11 protein-coding genes and 1 pseudogene are annotated in these 15,067 nt (G+C 65.0%); 10 read left to right on the top strand and 2 right to left on the bottom strand.

The annotated features are described in order from the left end of the window. Window positions 1–26 precede the first annotated feature (26 nt). The 5 genes from BUE39_RS29990 to BUE39_RS29970 all read left to right on the top strand — a co-directional run bounded on the left by BUE39_RS29990 (window position 27) and on the right by BUE39_RS29970 (window position 4,453). Window positions 27–1,019: an HlyD family efflux transporter periplasmic adaptor subunit gene (locus tag BUE39_RS29990; protein WP_073432286.1), complete on the top strand. Its 993-nt coding sequence runs from the start codon at window positions 27–29 to the stop codon at window positions 1,017–1,019. A gap of 186 nt (window positions 1,020–1,205) precedes the next feature. Continuing rightward, on the top strand, window positions 1,206–1,643 hold the full coding sequence (locus BUE39_RS29985) for a PRC-barrel domain-containing protein (RefSeq protein WP_073432285.1): 438 nt from the start codon (window positions 1,206–1,208) through the stop codon (window positions 1,641–1,643). Window positions 1,644–1,934: 291 nt separating this feature from the next. Beyond that, a complete protein-coding gene (locus BUE39_RS29980) occupies window positions 1,935–2,606 on the top strand; it encodes a response regulator transcription factor (RefSeq protein ID WP_090518861.1) in 672 nt (223 codons plus the stop codon). Window positions 2,607–2,969: 363 nt separating this feature from the next. Further along, a complete protein-coding gene (locus BUE39_RS29975) occupies window positions 2,970–3,923 on the top strand; it encodes a helix-turn-helix transcriptional regulator (protein ID WP_073432284.1) in 954 nt (317 codons plus the stop codon). Window positions 3,924–4,036: 113 nt separating this feature from the next. After that, on the top strand, window positions 4,037–4,453 hold the full coding sequence (locus BUE39_RS29970) for a DUF3331 domain-containing protein (RefSeq protein ID WP_073432283.1): 417 nt from the start codon (window positions 4,037–4,039) through the stop codon (window positions 4,451–4,453). 119 nt (window positions 4,454–4,572) lie between these two features. On the opposite strand, the pseudogene BUE39_RS34550 reads toward BUE39_RS29970, so the two are convergent. After that, window positions 4,573–4,710, bottom strand: a pseudogene (locus tag BUE39_RS34550) (cytochrome ubiquinol oxidase subunit I); the annotation flags it as partial. Between the two features lie 258 nt (window positions 4,711–4,968). On the opposite strand from BUE39_RS34550, the gene BUE39_RS29960 reads away from it, so the two are divergent. The 5 genes from BUE39_RS29960 (at window position 4,969) to BUE39_RS29940 (ending at window position 13,403) form a co-directional block, all read left to right on the top strand. After that, window positions 4,969–5,436: a hypothetical protein gene (locus BUE39_RS29960; RefSeq protein ID WP_073432302.1), complete on the top strand. Its 468-nt coding sequence runs from the start codon at window positions 4,969–4,971 to the stop codon at window positions 5,434–5,436. Window positions 5,437–5,780: 344 nt separating this feature from the next. Next, the gene (locus tag BUE39_RS33890) at window positions 5,781–7,316 is read left to right on the top strand and encodes an ATP-binding protein (protein WP_083081358.1); all 1,536 of its coding nucleotides are present in this window, start codon (window positions 5,781–5,783) and stop codon (window positions 7,314–7,316) included. After that, on the top strand, window positions 7,313–7,438 hold the full coding sequence (locus BUE39_RS35965) for a hypothetical protein (RefSeq protein ID WP_268802010.1): 126 nt from the start codon (window positions 7,313–7,315) through the stop codon (window positions 7,436–7,438). Before BUE39_RS33890 ends, BUE39_RS35965 begins: the two co-directional genes overlap by 4 nt. Continuing rightward, a complete protein-coding gene (locus tag BUE39_RS29945; RefSeq protein ID WP_073432282.1) occupies window positions 7,435–7,809 on the top strand; it encodes a response regulator transcription factor in 375 nt (124 codons plus the stop codon). Before BUE39_RS35965 ends, BUE39_RS29945 begins: the two co-directional genes overlap by 4 nt. After that, window positions 7,806–13,403, top strand: a complete 5,598-nt coding sequence (locus BUE39_RS29940; RefSeq protein WP_073432281.1) for an ATP-binding sensor histidine kinase — start codon at window positions 7,806–7,808, stop codon at window positions 13,401–13,403. Before BUE39_RS29945 ends, BUE39_RS29940 begins: the two co-directional genes overlap by 4 nt. Before the next feature lie 78 nt (window positions 13,404–13,481). Here BUE39_RS29940 and BUE39_RS29935 read toward each other — a convergent pair whose 3' ends face one another. After that, entirely contained in the window at window positions 13,482–15,023 is a 1,542-nt protein-coding gene (locus BUE39_RS29935) for an IS3 family transposase (protein ID WP_073432280.1), read from the bottom strand. Window positions 15,024–15,067: the final 44 nt, after the last annotated feature.

Here is a 15,067-nt window from a genome sequence, read left to right as displayed (position 1 = left end):
CCGCACTTAACGCTCAAGCATAGAAGATGAAAACGCAATCCCTCCTGCGCGCGCTTGTCACCCTCACGCTTTTGCTGGTGGCGATCGTGCTGGTGCGCCTGCTGTGGCTCGACTATATGTACGCGCCGTGGACCCGCGACGGCCGCGTCCGCGCGAACGTGGTGCAGGTCGCGACCGACGTGTCGGGCCTCGTCAGCGAAGTGCGCGTGAAAGACAACCAACCGGTTCGCCAGGGCGACATCCTGTTCGTGCTCGACCCGGCCCGTTTCCGCTATGCGGTGGCGCAAGCCGACGCGGACCTCGAGCGGGCGCGGGCGCAAATGGCGCAGGCGCGGGCGCGCGTGGCGGGCAGCGAAACCGACTTCGCGATGAAGCGCGCGCAGGCGGCGCGCCGGGCGAATCTGGGCGGCGACGTGATCTCCGACGAAAGCCGTGCCGATGCGGCCTCGCTCGCGCGGCAGTCGCAGTCCGCGTATGCCGCCGACGTGGCTGCCTACAGCGCCGCCGAAGCCATGTACAAGGCCGCCGTGGTCGCACAACAGACGGCGGCGCTCAACCTCGCGCGCAGCGAAGTGCGCGCGCCCGCCGACGGCTTCATCACCAACCTGAACCTGTATCCCGGCGATTTCGCCACGGCGGGCGTCGCGCGCATGGCGCTGATCGACTCGCACTCGTTCTGGGTCTATGCGTATTTCGAGGAGACCAAGCTGCCCAACGTGCAGGTCGGCGATCAGGCCGTGGTGCGGCTGCTGTCGGGCGGCGAGGAGATTCACGGGCACGTCGACAGTCTCGCGAGCGGCATCGCCGATCGCGACAACCCGACCAGCAACGGCGATCTGCTCGCGGACGTCAATCCGATTTTCACGTGGGTGCGGCTGGCTCAACGGGTGCCGGTGCGGGTGCATCTGGACCGGATTCCGGCCGGCATCAAGCTCGCGACCGGCATGACCTGCACGGTGACCTTGAAGCCGCGGGCCGGTCAATCCGCTGCTGCCGAGGGCACAGGCGCGGCGTCGTGAACCGGCACGCGCTGCGATCGTGCGAATTGGAAAACGGCGCGCCGCGAACTGGCCCACAGTGTTCAACAGCGCGACACAGGCAGGGCGCGTAGGCAGATATCGGCAGATATCGGCGGATCACGCCGGCCGCGCCGTCACCGTGTTGCCGACCATCGGTTCGAATCAACTCATCTGGAGAAGAACATCATGAAGGCAAAGTGGGCAATCGTATTTCTGGCGGCGTCGGCGTTCGGTGCGCTCTGCCAGCCGGCCAGCGCGCAGGTGGCGGGTGCGCAGACCATCGGCGTGTCGGTCGAACAGGATCAACTGATCGTCGAAGGCTGGAGCGCGAAGAAAAGCCTGCTCGGCAAGGCGATCTATAACGACAGCGGCGAGAAGGTCGGCGTGCTGCACGACATCATCATCGCGCCGGATAACGCCGTGTCGTTCGCCATCGTGGCGGCCCATCAGTTTCTCGGCGTCTCGCAGCACGACGTGGCGGTGCCGATGTCGCAACTCGATTATGTGAGCGGCAAGCTCGTCTGGGCCGGCGCCACGCGCGACGCGCTCAAGTCGATTCCGGCGTTCAGGTATACGAAGGTGCGCACCGTTCCGATCGCACGCAAGGACTTCGGCCACCATTGAAGCGATGACCGCGCCACGGGCTTGCCGCGCGAGCCCGTGGTTCAGGAAAGCATCGGCCCCTGCCTGTCTAGACAAGCAGGGGCGGGTGCGTTTGTGCGATTAAGATAAGTTAAGTACCGCATCGACGCGGGCTCGCGCATGATGTGCATCACATCAGGTCCGCGCCGCTTCGTTCCGTTTTTGTACGCCGGCGCTCGTCGCGCGCGGCTTGGGATCGCCGCCGTTCATGGTCACGAACGATCCCGAGAACGCGTGCCGCGTTTTACCTGTCCGTCCAACGACAGCGACCGTATGAGGAACGAGGTGGAAAGCAACGAAACCGATAATGGCGATGCCGTGGTCTACGTGGTGGACGACGACGAGTCGATGCGCGAATCCTTGCGCCGGCTGTTGCGCTCGGTCGGGCTGAAGGTCGAGATCTTTGCTTCCGCGCAGGAGTTTCTCGCGTTCGAGATGCCCGACGTGCCGAGCTGCCTCGTGCTCGACGTTCGCCTGAAAGGACAAAGCGGCCTTGTCGTGCAGGAACAGGTCACGGCGGCGCGGCTCGGCTTGCCGATCGTTTTCATGACCGGGCACGGCGACATCGCGATGACCGTGAAGGCGATGAAGGCGGGCGCGCAGGATTTCCTGGCCAAGCCGTTTCGCGACCAGGACATGCTGGACGCGGTCGAGCAGGCGCTCGCCACCGACGCGGCGCGGCGCGAGGCGAGCCGCTCGGTCGCGGATCTGCGCCGCTGCTACGAATCGCTGACGCCGCGCGAGCGCGAGGTCATGGGCTTCGTCGTGACGGGGTTGATGAACAAGCAGATCGCGGCCGAGATGAACCTCAGCGAAATCACCGTGAAGATCCATCGCGGCCAGGCCATGAGGAAGATGGGCGCCCGCTCGCTCGCCGACTTCGTGCTGAAGGCCGAGGCATTGGGCATCACCTCGGTGCCCGTGGCGCGCGCCGCGCGCGGCTGAGCGCGCAGTTCACCACGCAGTCGAGTGCGCGGCCCGCCGGATAGCGCGGCAGCGAAACCCTCGCGTTTCATCCGCTTGCGCCACATGGCTTACGACGACGCGCCGCCGACCCGCGCCTTCGCTTCGGATCGAAGCAGCACCGCTCACGCATTTCACTTTCTCCATGCCCGTGGCCGGCAGGCCGCGGCGTGCCGTGTCACGCCCGGCGGCATGATTAAACCTAGATATGAGTCGGCCCTACCATTGGTCGTTTCGGGCAACCGTATGTAGGCTGGTTGACGGGTTTGCGGTGCGTTACCGTGGAGTTATCGCGGCGCCTGTCTTTCGGGGCGTTGCATCACCACTGTATCGGATGGCTAAACCATGCTCAGCCCGCTGCCTTTGTATGCCGAACCCGCCCCGCATGCCGTTCACGACGACCGGGCAAGCCCGATCGGCATCGAGCGTCAATGGCGCTCTCCCGCGCATGCCGACGCCGGCGCGCCGCCGCGCGATCTCGTCGTGTCGCGCTGGATTCACAACGATTGCGCTCCGCTCGCGGTCGCCAGCGCCGGCAGCGCGGCGCATCACTGCATCGCGGTGAACCTCAAGTGCACCTCGCTGACCTTTGCCCACGCCGGGCGCACGCTGGTTCACGGCCGGCTCGGCGCGGGGGCCGCGCAGATCACCGCGCCCAGGGTGCCGTGCAGCGCCGTATTCGAATCGCCCGCCGACGTGCTGCATCTGTTCGTCTCGCAACAGGTGCTCGCCGAGTGTTACGAAGACCGCTTCGGTCGTCCGCATGCCGGTGAAATACGTATCGACGAGCCGCGGCTCGTGCGCGATCCGGCGCTGGAACGGCTGGGGCAGGCGCTCGCCGTATCGCAGTCGGACGACGCCGTGCTCGGCAAGGTGTTCGCCGAGAGCGTCGGCCTCGCGATCGTCTCGCGCGTGGTGGCGCGCCACTTCGGCGAGGCGAGGCGTGAGACTCGCGCGGCCCTCGCGTTGCCTTCATGGCGGCTGAACCGCGCCGTCGAATTCATCGACGCGCATCTCGCCGAGCCGATCGGACTCGAGGATATCGCGCACAGCGCGGGACTCACGCGAATGCATTTCGCTTCGCAGTTTCGCGTCGCGACGGGCATGCGCCCGCACGAATATCTGGTGCGCCGGCGCATCGAACACGCCCAGCGCCTGTTGCTCGAACCGAAACACAAAGTGCTCGACGTCGCCTTGAGTTGCGGCTTTCGCACCCAGGCTCACTTTACGACGGTGTTCAAGCGCCTGGTCGGCGATACGCCGTATTGCTGGAGGACCCGGGTCCATGTCGATCGGTGAGCGGATTCATGCGTTTCTCGCGGTCAGCGAAACCTTCTTGCGGCAGTCCGATGACGCGGCGTCGCGCGACGGCCTCGACCATCAACCCGATTTCTGGAAACTGGAGAGCGAACATGCAGGCGAATGCGAAATGCAGCGACGATCCGTGGATACGAACCATCGGTCTGTTGTCGGTCTTGTCCGGGGCGCCTGATTCCGGCGTGGCCGAAATTGCCGCGCTGGCGGCGGGGCGCCCACGCAAAGGCGCGATGCCGCCGTTCATGAGCGCGCGCAGCGACGTTCAGGTGCAACTGATCGACCGGCCTTCGCAATCCACCGCGACGATCGCGTGGCGCGACTCCACCCATTGCTCCTATGGCGACCAGGTGTGGCACGCCTGCCGCGCGCGCATGGCCGGCGTGTGCGCGATGAGCGGCCGTGCGATCCGGCCGGGCGATGCGATCTACAAGCCGCGTCCGTGCCGTCCCGCGCCGTTGAACACCGGCGCGATGATTCTGCGCTCGGTGCTGCACGAAGCCGACACGCTCTGAACTTGTCCGCTCGAGCGCCGCGACATCGGCGCTCACGCTACCCGCGCCGGCCGTCCATGCGAAATCGCATCGACGGCCGGCGCATTTTTACTTGCCGCCGCGCCTGCTTCCCTCATTCGCCCGGCTCCGAGCCACAGTACTTCGATCAGCACGAGAAAGGCCGACAGACTGATCGTCGGAATCGGCCACAGGATGTGGAAGATCGCCGTCATCGCGAACTGCGCGCGCGACAGATCGAGTACGTCACTGACATGCATGGTGGGCTCCGGCTTCGACATGAGGCTCAAGCATGGGCTCGGGTCGCGCGCGGCACTTGTTCAAATGCCCCGCTGTTGCCGATTCGCACGCTGGCGGACGCGCGCGCCGCGCCATGCGCGTGGCGGCGCGCCGTGCATTTACGAAACCTCGCGGACGATTCGAAAGCCCGGCGAGTCGCGTCGCCGAATAATGGTGTCGAACGTGGGCCGCTGCGCGAACGCACGAAGACCCGTCCGCAAGAAAACCGGAGAACGACGATGCGATATGTGAACGAGTCACACCATGAGATGAACGGCGGCGAGTTGGGATTGTGGACGCGGACGAACCGCGCCGCGCTGCACGATCCGCACGCGCGCGCTATGCCGGCCCCGCAGCTGGCTCTCGGACGCTGGACCCGCTTCGTCGTGATCGCCACGGGCGTGTGGTCGCTGTGCGAGTTGCCGTTCGAAGTCTGGGCGAGCCGCTCGGCGAGCGAGGCGGCCGCGTGCATCGTCGCCAAGCTGCTGTGGGTGGCGCTGGTCGGTTTCGTTCTGGCCGGAAACCGCGCGGCGCGGATCGTCTACGCGTTTCTGTGCACGATCGGATTGATGGCGGTGGCGTTCGGGCTGCCTGCCGAATACCGGGTGTTCCCGCTGGGCTTCGTTCTATCTTCGGTGGAATGCGTGTTGAAGGCGAGCGCGTTCGTTTGCCTCGTGTCGGCCGGCATCTATCCCGACGAGGCGTGAGCCGTGACGCGTGCCGCTGCCCGCGCGCATCGGGTTATACCAAGGTGTGAATGCCAGGCCGTGATGCCGCGGCCCGCGCTGCATGCCCGAGCCGCCAGGGCTTGCCGGCTCGCGATCCGCGCCGTTCGCGGCACGCCGCAGGCGAGAGTGGGCACAAGCGTGGGCACAAGAGCAAGCACAAGCGTGCGGTAAGCGCCGGCGTCATATCTCTATGGATAATGGTTTCAGAGGAGATTCCCCCCTACCATGCTTCTGACGACAAGCGCTTCGCCCCCGACATGGGGTGCACGGGGCGGCGTCTTCGAACGTGCCCGTTCCGCTAACCAACCAGGCGTGAGTGCAGCATGATAAAAATCGGTCGAGTTACCGTATCGCTGGAAATGCGCGAGATTTACCTGGACGGTCACCTGGTTCAGGTGGGTTCACGCGCGTTCGACATCCTCGAACTGCTGATCAAGGCGAGAGGAAAGACCGTGACCAAAGATGAGATTTTGCGTGAGGTGTGGCCGAAGTCGGTGGTCGAGGAAAACAATATTCACGTGCAGTTATCGGCGCTCAGGAAGATTTTCGGCGCGGACAAGGACGTGATCCGCACGATATCCGGGCGCGGCTATCGCCTGGCCGCGCCGGTCGAGGAAAGCGCGACGCTCGGCATGGCCGACGCCGGCGCCACCCACGCCGGCCGCACGGAACCCGGAAAACTGAGCGGCCTGCCGGTGTGCCATGCGCCGCTGATCGGGCGCGATGCGGCGATCGCCGAGATCGGCGGCGCGCTGACGGGCACGCCGATCGTCACCTTGCTCGGGCCGGGCGGCATCGGCAAGACGCAGCTCGCCATCGCGGTTGCGGTAGTCGCGGCGGCCGCAGCGACCGCGGACGTCGAAGTGTGCTTCGTCGCACTCGCTTCGGTGGAGCGCGGGCAGTGCATCGTCGGCACGCTCGCCGAAGCGCTGGGCGTTCGGCGCGGCGACGGCGCGGATGATGCCGATGGTGCGCTCACGCCCGAAACCCTCGTCGCCGCGATCGCGGGGCGCAAGCTGCTGATCCTGCTGGATAACTGCGAGCACGTGATCGAGTCGGCGGCAACGGTGTGCGAACTGCTCGTTCAGGCGAGCGCCGAGGTCCGCATTCTCGCGACGAGCCGCGAACCCTTGCGCACCCGCGACGAAAAGTTCTACTGGGTGCCGCCGCTCGATACGCCGGATGTCGACGCGTCCTCGCAGCGCATTCTCGCGTGCGCTTCGGTCAGACTGTTTCTTGCGCGGCTCGATGCGTTCAATGCCGATTTCACGAGCGAGCGCGACAGCCTCGACATGATCGCGACGATTTGCCGTCGGCTCGACGGCGTGCCGCTCGCGCTCGAACTCGCGGCGGCGCGCGCGGGCGTGTTCGGGATTCGCAAGCTGTTGTCCGAGATGGACGACCGCTTCCGCTGTCTGACCGGCGGGCGGCGCACCGCGCCGGCGCGGCAGCAGACATTGGCCGCGGCGCTCGACTGGAGCTACCGTCTGCTCGACGAGACGGAACGACTCGTGCTGCACCGGCTCGGCGTGTTTCCGGCGCGTTTTTCGCTGGACGCGGCCTGCGCGATCGCAACGTGCGAGCGTCTGTCGCGCAACGAGGTGACGGAGGCGATGGTGGGGCTTGCGTCGAAGTGCCTCGTCATGACAACCTTCGACAGCACGGTCAAGGCGTATTTCCTGCTCGAAACGACGCGTGAATACGCGCTGTGCAAGCTATACGAATCGGGCGAGGCGGACGAGGTCCACGCGCGCGGCGCCGATTATCTGGAGCCGGCGTACGAGCAGCGTTACACGCGCGGCGTCGTTGCGGGCGCGCCCGGCCGCGAGCGTGCGCTGAGTTCGATCGCGCCGGGATGAACGGCGCAATCCTCGGCGCGATTGCCGCGGCGAACCCCGCCGCCGCGGCAATCGCGCCGAATGTGATCTACACGCATGATGTGGGCGCGCCTCGCGCGCCCCTGGAGTACAGGCAGCCATGAGTTTTGTTTGCATCGTCGACGATGACGCTTCGGTACGGAGCGGTCTCGGGAATCTCCTGAAGGCCGTGGGCTATACGACCGTGTCCTTTTCATCGGGCGAGGACTTCCTTGCCTCGCCCGTCGTCGACGATGCGTTGTGCGTGTTGCTCGACGTGCGGATGCAGGGCATGCAGGGGCTCGACGTGCAGCGTCGACTGAACGCGGAGCATCGGCGGGTTCCCATCGTGTTCATGTCGGCGCACGGCGACGATGACACCGTGCAGCGCGCCATGCGGCAGGGCGCGGTCGGCTTTCTGCGCAAGCCCTTTGCGGAAGAAATGCTGCTCGATTCGATCGAGCTTGCGATCGGACGCAAAGGGGCGGCGAATTGAGCACGGACGCGATCATCGAGAGCGCCGGCCCCGGCCCCGGCCCCGGCGAATCCGCCGTCGTCATCCACTTCGATCAATCGTGGTTCGATCAGCTCCTGCTCGAACCGCTGCTGATCGACGGCAACATCGTGCGGTGTCGCGCGAGGTCGTCTGACGGATTGCAGTCGTGGTTCATCGCGGCGGCCACCGACGTTCCGTCGGAAGCCGTTTTCCGCCGTTTGCAGCAGGAGTTCGCCGCCGCCTCCAGGCTCGAATCGACGTGGGCCGTGCGGCCCGTCGCGCTCTTGCGGCTAGCCAAGGGCCCGGTTCTCGTGTGCGAGGATGGCGGCGGCGCGCTGATTCACCTCGCGGCGGACGGAACCATCGCGCCCGGCCGTTTCCTGCGACTGGCGGTGGGCGCGGCGCGCGCGTTGCGGCATGCGCATTCGCGCGGCGTGCTGCATCGCGACCTCAAGCCGGCGAATCTGCTGGAAGGCGCGGACGGCACGGTGCGGCTGCTGGGCGTGCGCGACGCGTCCAGCGCCGCCAGTGAGCCGGCCACGGAAGCGCACGACACGCTATACGGCACGCTCGCCTACATGTCGCCGGAACAGGCGCGCCGCGCCGAGCGTCACGCGGACGAGCGCAGCGATCTCTATTCACTCGGCGTGACGCTCTACGAACTGCTCACGGGGCGGCTGCCGTTCGAAGCGAACGACGCGGTGGAGTGGGTCTACAACCACGTCGCGCGTCAGCCCGCGAATCCGCTGCAATTTCGCCACGCGATTCCCGAGGTGCTCGGCGCGATCATTCTGAAGCTGCTCGCCAAGAATCCCGACGAGCGGTATCAGAGCGCGTCGAGTCTCGAAGCGGATTTGCGCCGCTGTCTCGCGGACTGGAACGAAATGCAGCACATCGTGCCGTTCGAACCCGCGGCCGAGGACAACGTGAGGCACCTCGCGGTCACGCATCGTCTGTTCGGAAGGGCGAACGAACACGACACGCTGCTGGAGGCGTTCCGGCGCAACGCGCGGCAAGGCAGCCCCGAACTGATCCTCGTGTCCGGCTATTCGGGCGCGGGCAAATCGGAACTGGTGCGAAGCGCGCACCGCGCCACGGCTCAGTCGCCCACGCTGTTCGCTTCGGGCAAGCTTGAACAATACGGACAGAACGCGCCCTACGCGCCGTTGATGCAGGCCGTGCGCTCGCTGTTCCAGCGCATTCTCGGCGAAGCCGAGGCCGATCTGCAACGCTGGCGCAACGTGCTGCGCGAGGCGCTGCAATGGCAGGGCAAACTGCTCGCCAGTTTCATTCCCGAACTCGAACTGGTGCTGGGCGCGCAGCCGGAGGTGCCGGATCTGCCGCCGGTGGAGGCGCAGCTTCGTTTCCGGGCGCTGCTCACGCGGCTCATTTCCGTGTTCGCCACCGCGCAGCATCCGTTGATCCTGTTCTTCGACGACGTTCACTGGTTCGACGACGCCACGTTGAATTTCATCGCGGGCTTCGTCACGAATCCCGAGATCAGGCATGTGCTGCTGATCTGCGCGTATCGCGACAACGAGGTCGAGCGTTCGCCGAAGTTCAAGGCTTTCCTCGATGCGCTGCCGGGCGGCGCGGCACGCGTCACGCGGCTCGCGGTCGCGCCGCTCGATCCCGCCAACGTCGCCGCGTTGCTGGCCGACGCGCTGCATTGCGCGCCCGCGCAGGTCTCGGCGCTCGCGCAGGTGGTTCACGACAAGACAGGCGGCAATCCGTTCTTCGTCAAGCAACTGCTGCTGGCTCTCGCCGACAATCAGCTGATCCGTTACGACGGGATCGTGGGCCGCTGGACGTGGGAGCTCGAACGCATCCGCGAGCATCAGTATTCCGATAACGTGGTCGACCTGATGGTCACGCGCGTGGCCCGCTTGCCCGCCGACGCGCAGGCCGTTCTGCGGCTGCTGGCGTTCATGGGGCGGCGGGTGGACAAGACCACGCTGTTGCGGATCGACCGTGACGCCGATGCCGAACTGGAGCGGCGCCTGCGTCCCGCCGTCGAAGCGGGGCTCGTGCTGTCGGACAGAACCGGCTTCGCCTTCGCGCACGACCGCGTGCAGGAAGCGGCGTATGCGCTGACCGATGTGCGCGACCGCGCGGCCGAACACGCACGCATCGCGCGCGTGCTGTTCGAGGAGTTCAACGTGCGCGAGGTCCGCAAGTCGGCCTTTGAAATCGCGCATCACATTCAACTGGCGCAGGCGGCCGGCGCGTTTCATTCGCTCGATGCCGACGAAACGCGCGTGTTCAGCAAGATCTGTCTGCAAGCGGCCCGCCACGCAAAGGAAGCGATCGCGATTCAATCGGCGCTGAACTACCTGGACGTCGCGCAAAATCTGCTCGACGCGAGCGGCGACGACTATTCGCGCTCGCTCGGCTTCGAGGTCGGCCTGTTGCGCGTGCAGTGTCATATTCTGAATGCCGACTTCGAAGCGGCGGGCGCGCGGATCGAGACGCTGCTGCGCCAGGACTTGCCGGTGATCGCGCGCGCCTCGGTGTACAAGCTCAAGGTCGACATGCAGCAGCATCTGTCGGACTACGAGGCCGCGATCGAGACGGCGCTGGAAGGCATCAAGCTCTTCGGCCGCGACATGCCGCGTTATCCCGAGGCGGCGGATGTCGACGCCGCGTATAACCGCCTGAATGAATCGCTGCGCACGCGCAGCATCGCCTCGCTGGCCGAATTGCCGGCCTTGCAAAACGAGGCGATCGAATCGGAATTGAATCTGCTGGCGAGCGTCTATGCGCCGGCCTCGTTCGTGAACGAACGGCTCGGTTTCCTGCACCTGTGCCACATGGCGCAGTTGACGATCGATCATGGCGTCACGGCGGCGTCGGCGCATTGTTTCGCCTGGTTCGGCGTCTATGTGGCCGAATTCTTCGGCCGCTACGAGGAAGGCTTCGAATATTCGCGGCTCGGCCGCAGGCTGACCGAGCAACGCGGCTACCAGTCGGCGGTGACCAGCACGCTCGTTGCGCTCGACCAGGTGAGCGTATGGACGCAGCCGCTGCCCTACGTGCTGGAATGCGCGCGCGGCGCGTTCGAATCGGCGCGTCCGAGCGGCGATCTGACGATGAGCTGCTACGCGTGCAATCACATCGTGTCGGACCTGCTGACCCAGGGCGTGCCGTTGGATCAGGTCGACAAGGAAATCGACGTGGGTCTTTCGTTCGCGCGGCGCGTGCGCTTCAAGGACGTCGAGCACATTCTCGAACTGCAAAAGCGCTTCGTGCATAGCCTGAGCGGCGGACCTGGCCTGCCGGGCAATTTCGGCATGGTGGTCGATGGGCGAATGACCTTCGACCCCGCGCTGCTCGATACGCAGATGACCACCCTGCGTTTCTGGATCTGGCTGTTCAAGGGCGTCTCCTGCTATTTCCACGGCGACCATCACAACGCGGCGTATTGCCTGAGCGTGGCCGGCGAGTTGAAGTGGGCGACGCCCGCGCATATTCATCTGCTGGACTATCACTTTTATCAAGCCCTCAACCTTGCGAAAACCTGCGCCGATCACGACGAGGCCGTCGAGAAGATCGAGCCGCATCTGGCGAAGCTGAGGCACTGGGCGCGAATCAATCCGGCTACCTTCAAGGACAAGCTGCTGATCGTCGAGGCCGAGGTCGCGCGGCTCAAGGGCTCGCCGCTCGCGGCGCTGGCCTTCTACGAGCAGGCGGCCGCCGCGGCGGCGGAGAACGGCTTCGCGCACAGCCACGCGCTCGCTCATGAACTCGCGTCGCTGTGCTGCAAGTCGAACGGGCTTTTTACCGCGGCGCACCATCATCACCGCTGCGCGATCGAGGCCTATACCCGCTGGGGCGCGCTTCTCAAGGTCGAGCAACTCGAACGCGCCGAACGTCCGCTGCATCATGCGTTCGAGCGGCCTGGCGCGGCGCGCGCCGCGGTCGAAATCGCCGACGCGCAGGAGCAGTTCGATCTGGTGTCCGCGCTCAAATCGTCGCAGGCCTTGTCCGAGGAGATCGTGCTCGACAAGCTGGTCAGAACGCTCGTCACGTTGGCGATCGTCCACGCGGGCGCGCAGCGCGGCGCGCTGATGCTGCTGAAGGACGATGTGCCGGTTATCGAGGCGCATGGGCAGGAAGAGCCGGGCGGCGTTCAGGTGACGCTGTCCGGCGAACGCGCCGAGGGCTCGTACATTCCGCTGTCGGTGTTCTATACGGCGCTGCGCACGCGCAAGCCCGTGGTGGTCGAAGACGCGCGGCGCGATGCGCGCTTTTCGTTCGATACGTCGCTTGCGGAACGGTCCGTGCGTTCGGTGCTGTGCCTGCCGCTCGTCAAGCAGGGCAACGCGATCGGCGCGTTGTACCTGGAGAACGACCTGACGGCCGGCGTTTTCACCGCGAGCCGCACGTCGGTGCTCGAATTGCTGGCGTCACAGGCGGCGATTTCGCTGGAGACGGCGCGCCTCTATGCGGAACTCGTCGAGGAAAACAAGCGCAGAAAGCAGACCGAGTCGGCGTTGCGGATGAGCGAGGAGGCGCTTGCACTGGGGCAGAAGATCGGCCGGTCGGGCAGCTACATCTGGAACAGTCTGAGCGGCGAACGCTACTGGTCCGATGAGCTTTACAACGTGTTCGGCTGGCCGATGGAGAGGGGCAGCCCGAGCGACGAGGCGATCATCGAACGCATTCATCCCGAGGACGTGGACGCATACCGCGAAGCGGTGGAGCGCGCCACGCGCGAGCGCACGCCGTTCCGCATGAAATTCCGCGTGCGCGTGCCCGGCGGCGCGGTCCGGCACCTGGAAGCGCTCGGCGAGCCTTCGGGCGTGAGCAACTTCGTCGGCGTGGTGACGGATTACACCGAGCGTCACATGACCGAACTCGCGCTGCAAAACGCCAAGATCGAACTAGCGCGCGCCTCGCGCGCGACCACGATGGGCGAGCTAGCGGCTTCGATCGCGCATGAGATCAATCAGCCGCTCGCGTCCATCGTCTCGAACGCGAGCGCGGGCGTGCGCTGGCTGAACCGCCCGGAGCCCGACATGCACGAGGCGCTGGCCGGCTTGCGCGATATCGTCAAGGACGGCAAGCGCGCCGGCGACATCATCCGCTCGCTGCAATCGCTCGCCAAGGAAGCGAAGCCGAGCCCGGTGCCGACCTTCGTCGACAGCGTGGTGCGCGAGGTGTTCGCGCTGGCGGCCGCCGAAATCGAGCAGAAGGGCGTGAACGTCAGGCTCGATCTGGCGTCGCGCTGCGCGGTGCTGGCCGATCGCGTGCAATTGCAGCAGGTGCTGTTCAACCTCGTCATGAACGCCGCGGATGCGATGAGCCATCTCGACGCGCGGCAGCGCTTGCTGAGCGTCGCCACGGCGGTCAACGGCCAGGGTTCGGTGACGGTGTCGGTGCAGGACAACGGCTGCGGCATCAGCGCCGAGATCGCGCCGCGCATTTTCGACGCGTTCTTTACGACGAAGGAAACCGGCATGGGGATGGGGCTCGCGATCTGCAAGTCGATCATCGAGGCGCATGGCGGCACGTTGACCGCCACGCCGGGCGAGCCGACGGGGACGGTGTTCGGATTTACGCTGCCGGTGGCCGAGCACCCGGTTTTGCCTTGACCGCCGAGCCGGTTCGCTCGCGGCGCAGGGCATTTTTAACCAGGACAGCCGGGGGTGCGGACAAATTCTTGGACTGATTTATGCCGCGATTCCAAGACTCTGCCGGTATTCGATGGGGCTGAGGGAACCGAGCGAGACCTTGATACGCTTTGCGTTATACCAGCGGATATACGAGTCAACGACTTCAATGAATTGATCAACTGTCGTGGCCCGCCAGTCACGTGGATAGAATAACTCCGTCTTGAGGCGCCCGAAGAAACCTTCGCACGCTGCATTATCCGGCGAACATCCTTTGCGCGACATCGACCGAATCAGTCTTGCATTATGCATCCGTGAGAGCCACCCCGGCCAGCGATAGTGTGCCCCGCGATCGGAGTGAACCACAGGCCGCTCCTCGCAGGCAGCCAGCGACTCAATCGCCGAATCCAGCATGGTGTTGACGAGTTCGGCATCCGGCCGCGTGCTGATTGACCAGCTCACAACGAGACCGTCGAAGCAGTCAATCACTGGCGACAGATACACTTTGCCGGCCGGAATCTGGAATTCGGTAATGTCCGTGAGCCATTTCTGATTAGGGGCAGCGGCGCGGAAGTCACGATTGATGATGTTCTCCGGCGCGGGGCTTATTTCTCCGCAATAGGAGCCGTAGCGACGTCGCCTGGTCGTGGCAACGGCCAGGCCTTCCTGTCGCATTAAACGTCGCACCACCTTTTCCGAGATGACGATCTGCTGCCTCCCCAACGCCGCGTGGATGCGGCGATATCCGTAGCAACGGTGATTGAGTTTGAAGATATCCGCGATGACGCGACGCGCGTCATCGTGCCTGTCAGCAACGAGTTGACGTGTACGGTGATAGAAATAGGAACTGCGGGCAAGCCCTAGGGCCGCTAACAGCTCGGAGAACGAATAGCTCTGCTTAAGGGCATCAACCAGCATTGTCTTCTCCCGGTTGCTCAGGAGTTGCGGGTCGATGCCCATTCCTTTTTTTATCAGTTCGTTCGCCTTCTTCAGGATGTCGTGCTCGAGCTGCAGTTGCCGGATGTCGCGCCGAAGCGATTCGACCTGCTGCTCGAGTTTCGCACGCTCGTCGTCCGGTGCTGGCTTCTTCTGGCGTTTCATGGATGCTGGGGCGTCACGACCGAGTAGCTGGTTCTTCCAATTGTAAAGCGTCGGCCTGCTCACGCCTGCTTTCCGGGCAACTAGGCGCGCGCTTTCCTCCCTGGTGCACAGCTCGATGACTGCCGCCTGTTTCACCTCCGGCGATTTTGGAACGCTGCCAGTTGCTCTGCCGACAACGCGTTTTCTGATTTCGGGATGTAGCTCTTCGATCCAGGCTGCAAGCGTCTCGCGACTTGGATAGCCCAAAGCCCTCAAGGTTGCGGCAGCACAGCGGTCATGGCTCAAATAATGACCGACGGCCGCCTTCTTCTGTTCAGCCGAATACCTTGGCCTCGAACGGACATAGCCGGCCCGTAGATCATGGCACTGTTCGTATTCGCGATGCCAGGCTTTGAGAGAATTCTTTGTTGGATAGCCCAACTGCCGGATGGTCGCCCCGAGGCGCTTGCCCAGCTTCAAGTAGAGTCGGACCGCTCGAATGCGATCTTCGTATGAGAACATGAACTACCTCCAGGTAGTCCAAGTTTTCGTCCGCACCCCCGCCT

Origin of the sequence: Paraburkholderia terricola (genome assembly GCF_900142195.1) — a bacterium.
In the GTDB taxonomy this organism is placed as follows: Bacteria; Pseudomonadota; Gammaproteobacteria; order Burkholderiales; family Burkholderiaceae; genus Paraburkholderia; species Paraburkholderia terricola.
This window is presented reverse-complemented; position numbering and strand designations above follow the sequence as displayed.

Coding starts and splice junctions, on each gene's coding strand:
- BUE39_RS33890 (WP_083081358.1), top strand. CDS start 5,781: ATGATAAAAATCGGTCGAGTTACCGTATCGCTGGAAATGCGCGAGATT.
- BUE39_RS29980 (WP_090518861.1), top strand. CDS start 1,935: ATGAGGAACGAGGTGGAAAGCAACGAAACCGATAATGGCGATGCCGTG.
- BUE39_RS29970 (WP_073432283.1), top strand. CDS start 4,037: ATGCAGGCGAATGCGAAATGCAGCGACGATCCGTGGATACGAACCATC.
- BUE39_RS29985 (WP_073432285.1), top strand. CDS start 1,206: ATGAAGGCAAAGTGGGCAATCGTATTTCTGGCGGCGTCGGCGTTCGGT.
- BUE39_RS29990 (WP_073432286.1), top strand. CDS start 27: ATGAAAACGCAATCCCTCCTGCGCGCGCTTGTCACCCTCACGCTTTTG.
- BUE39_RS29945 (WP_073432282.1), top strand. CDS start 7,435: ATGAGTTTTGTTTGCATCGTCGACGATGACGCTTCGGTACGGAGCGGT.
- BUE39_RS29975 (WP_073432284.1), top strand. CDS start 2,970: ATGCTCAGCCCGCTGCCTTTGTATGCCGAACCCGCCCCGCATGCCGTT.
- BUE39_RS35965 (WP_268802010.1), top strand. CDS start 7,313: ATGAACGGCGCAATCCTCGGCGCGATTGCCGCGGCGAACCCCGCCGCC.
- BUE39_RS29935 (WP_073432280.1), bottom strand. CDS start 15,023: ATGTTCTCATACGAAGATCGCATTCGAGCGGTCCGACTCTACTTGAAG.
- BUE39_RS29960 (WP_073432302.1), top strand. CDS start 4,969: ATGCGATATGTGAACGAGTCACACCATGAGATGAACGGCGGCGAGTTG.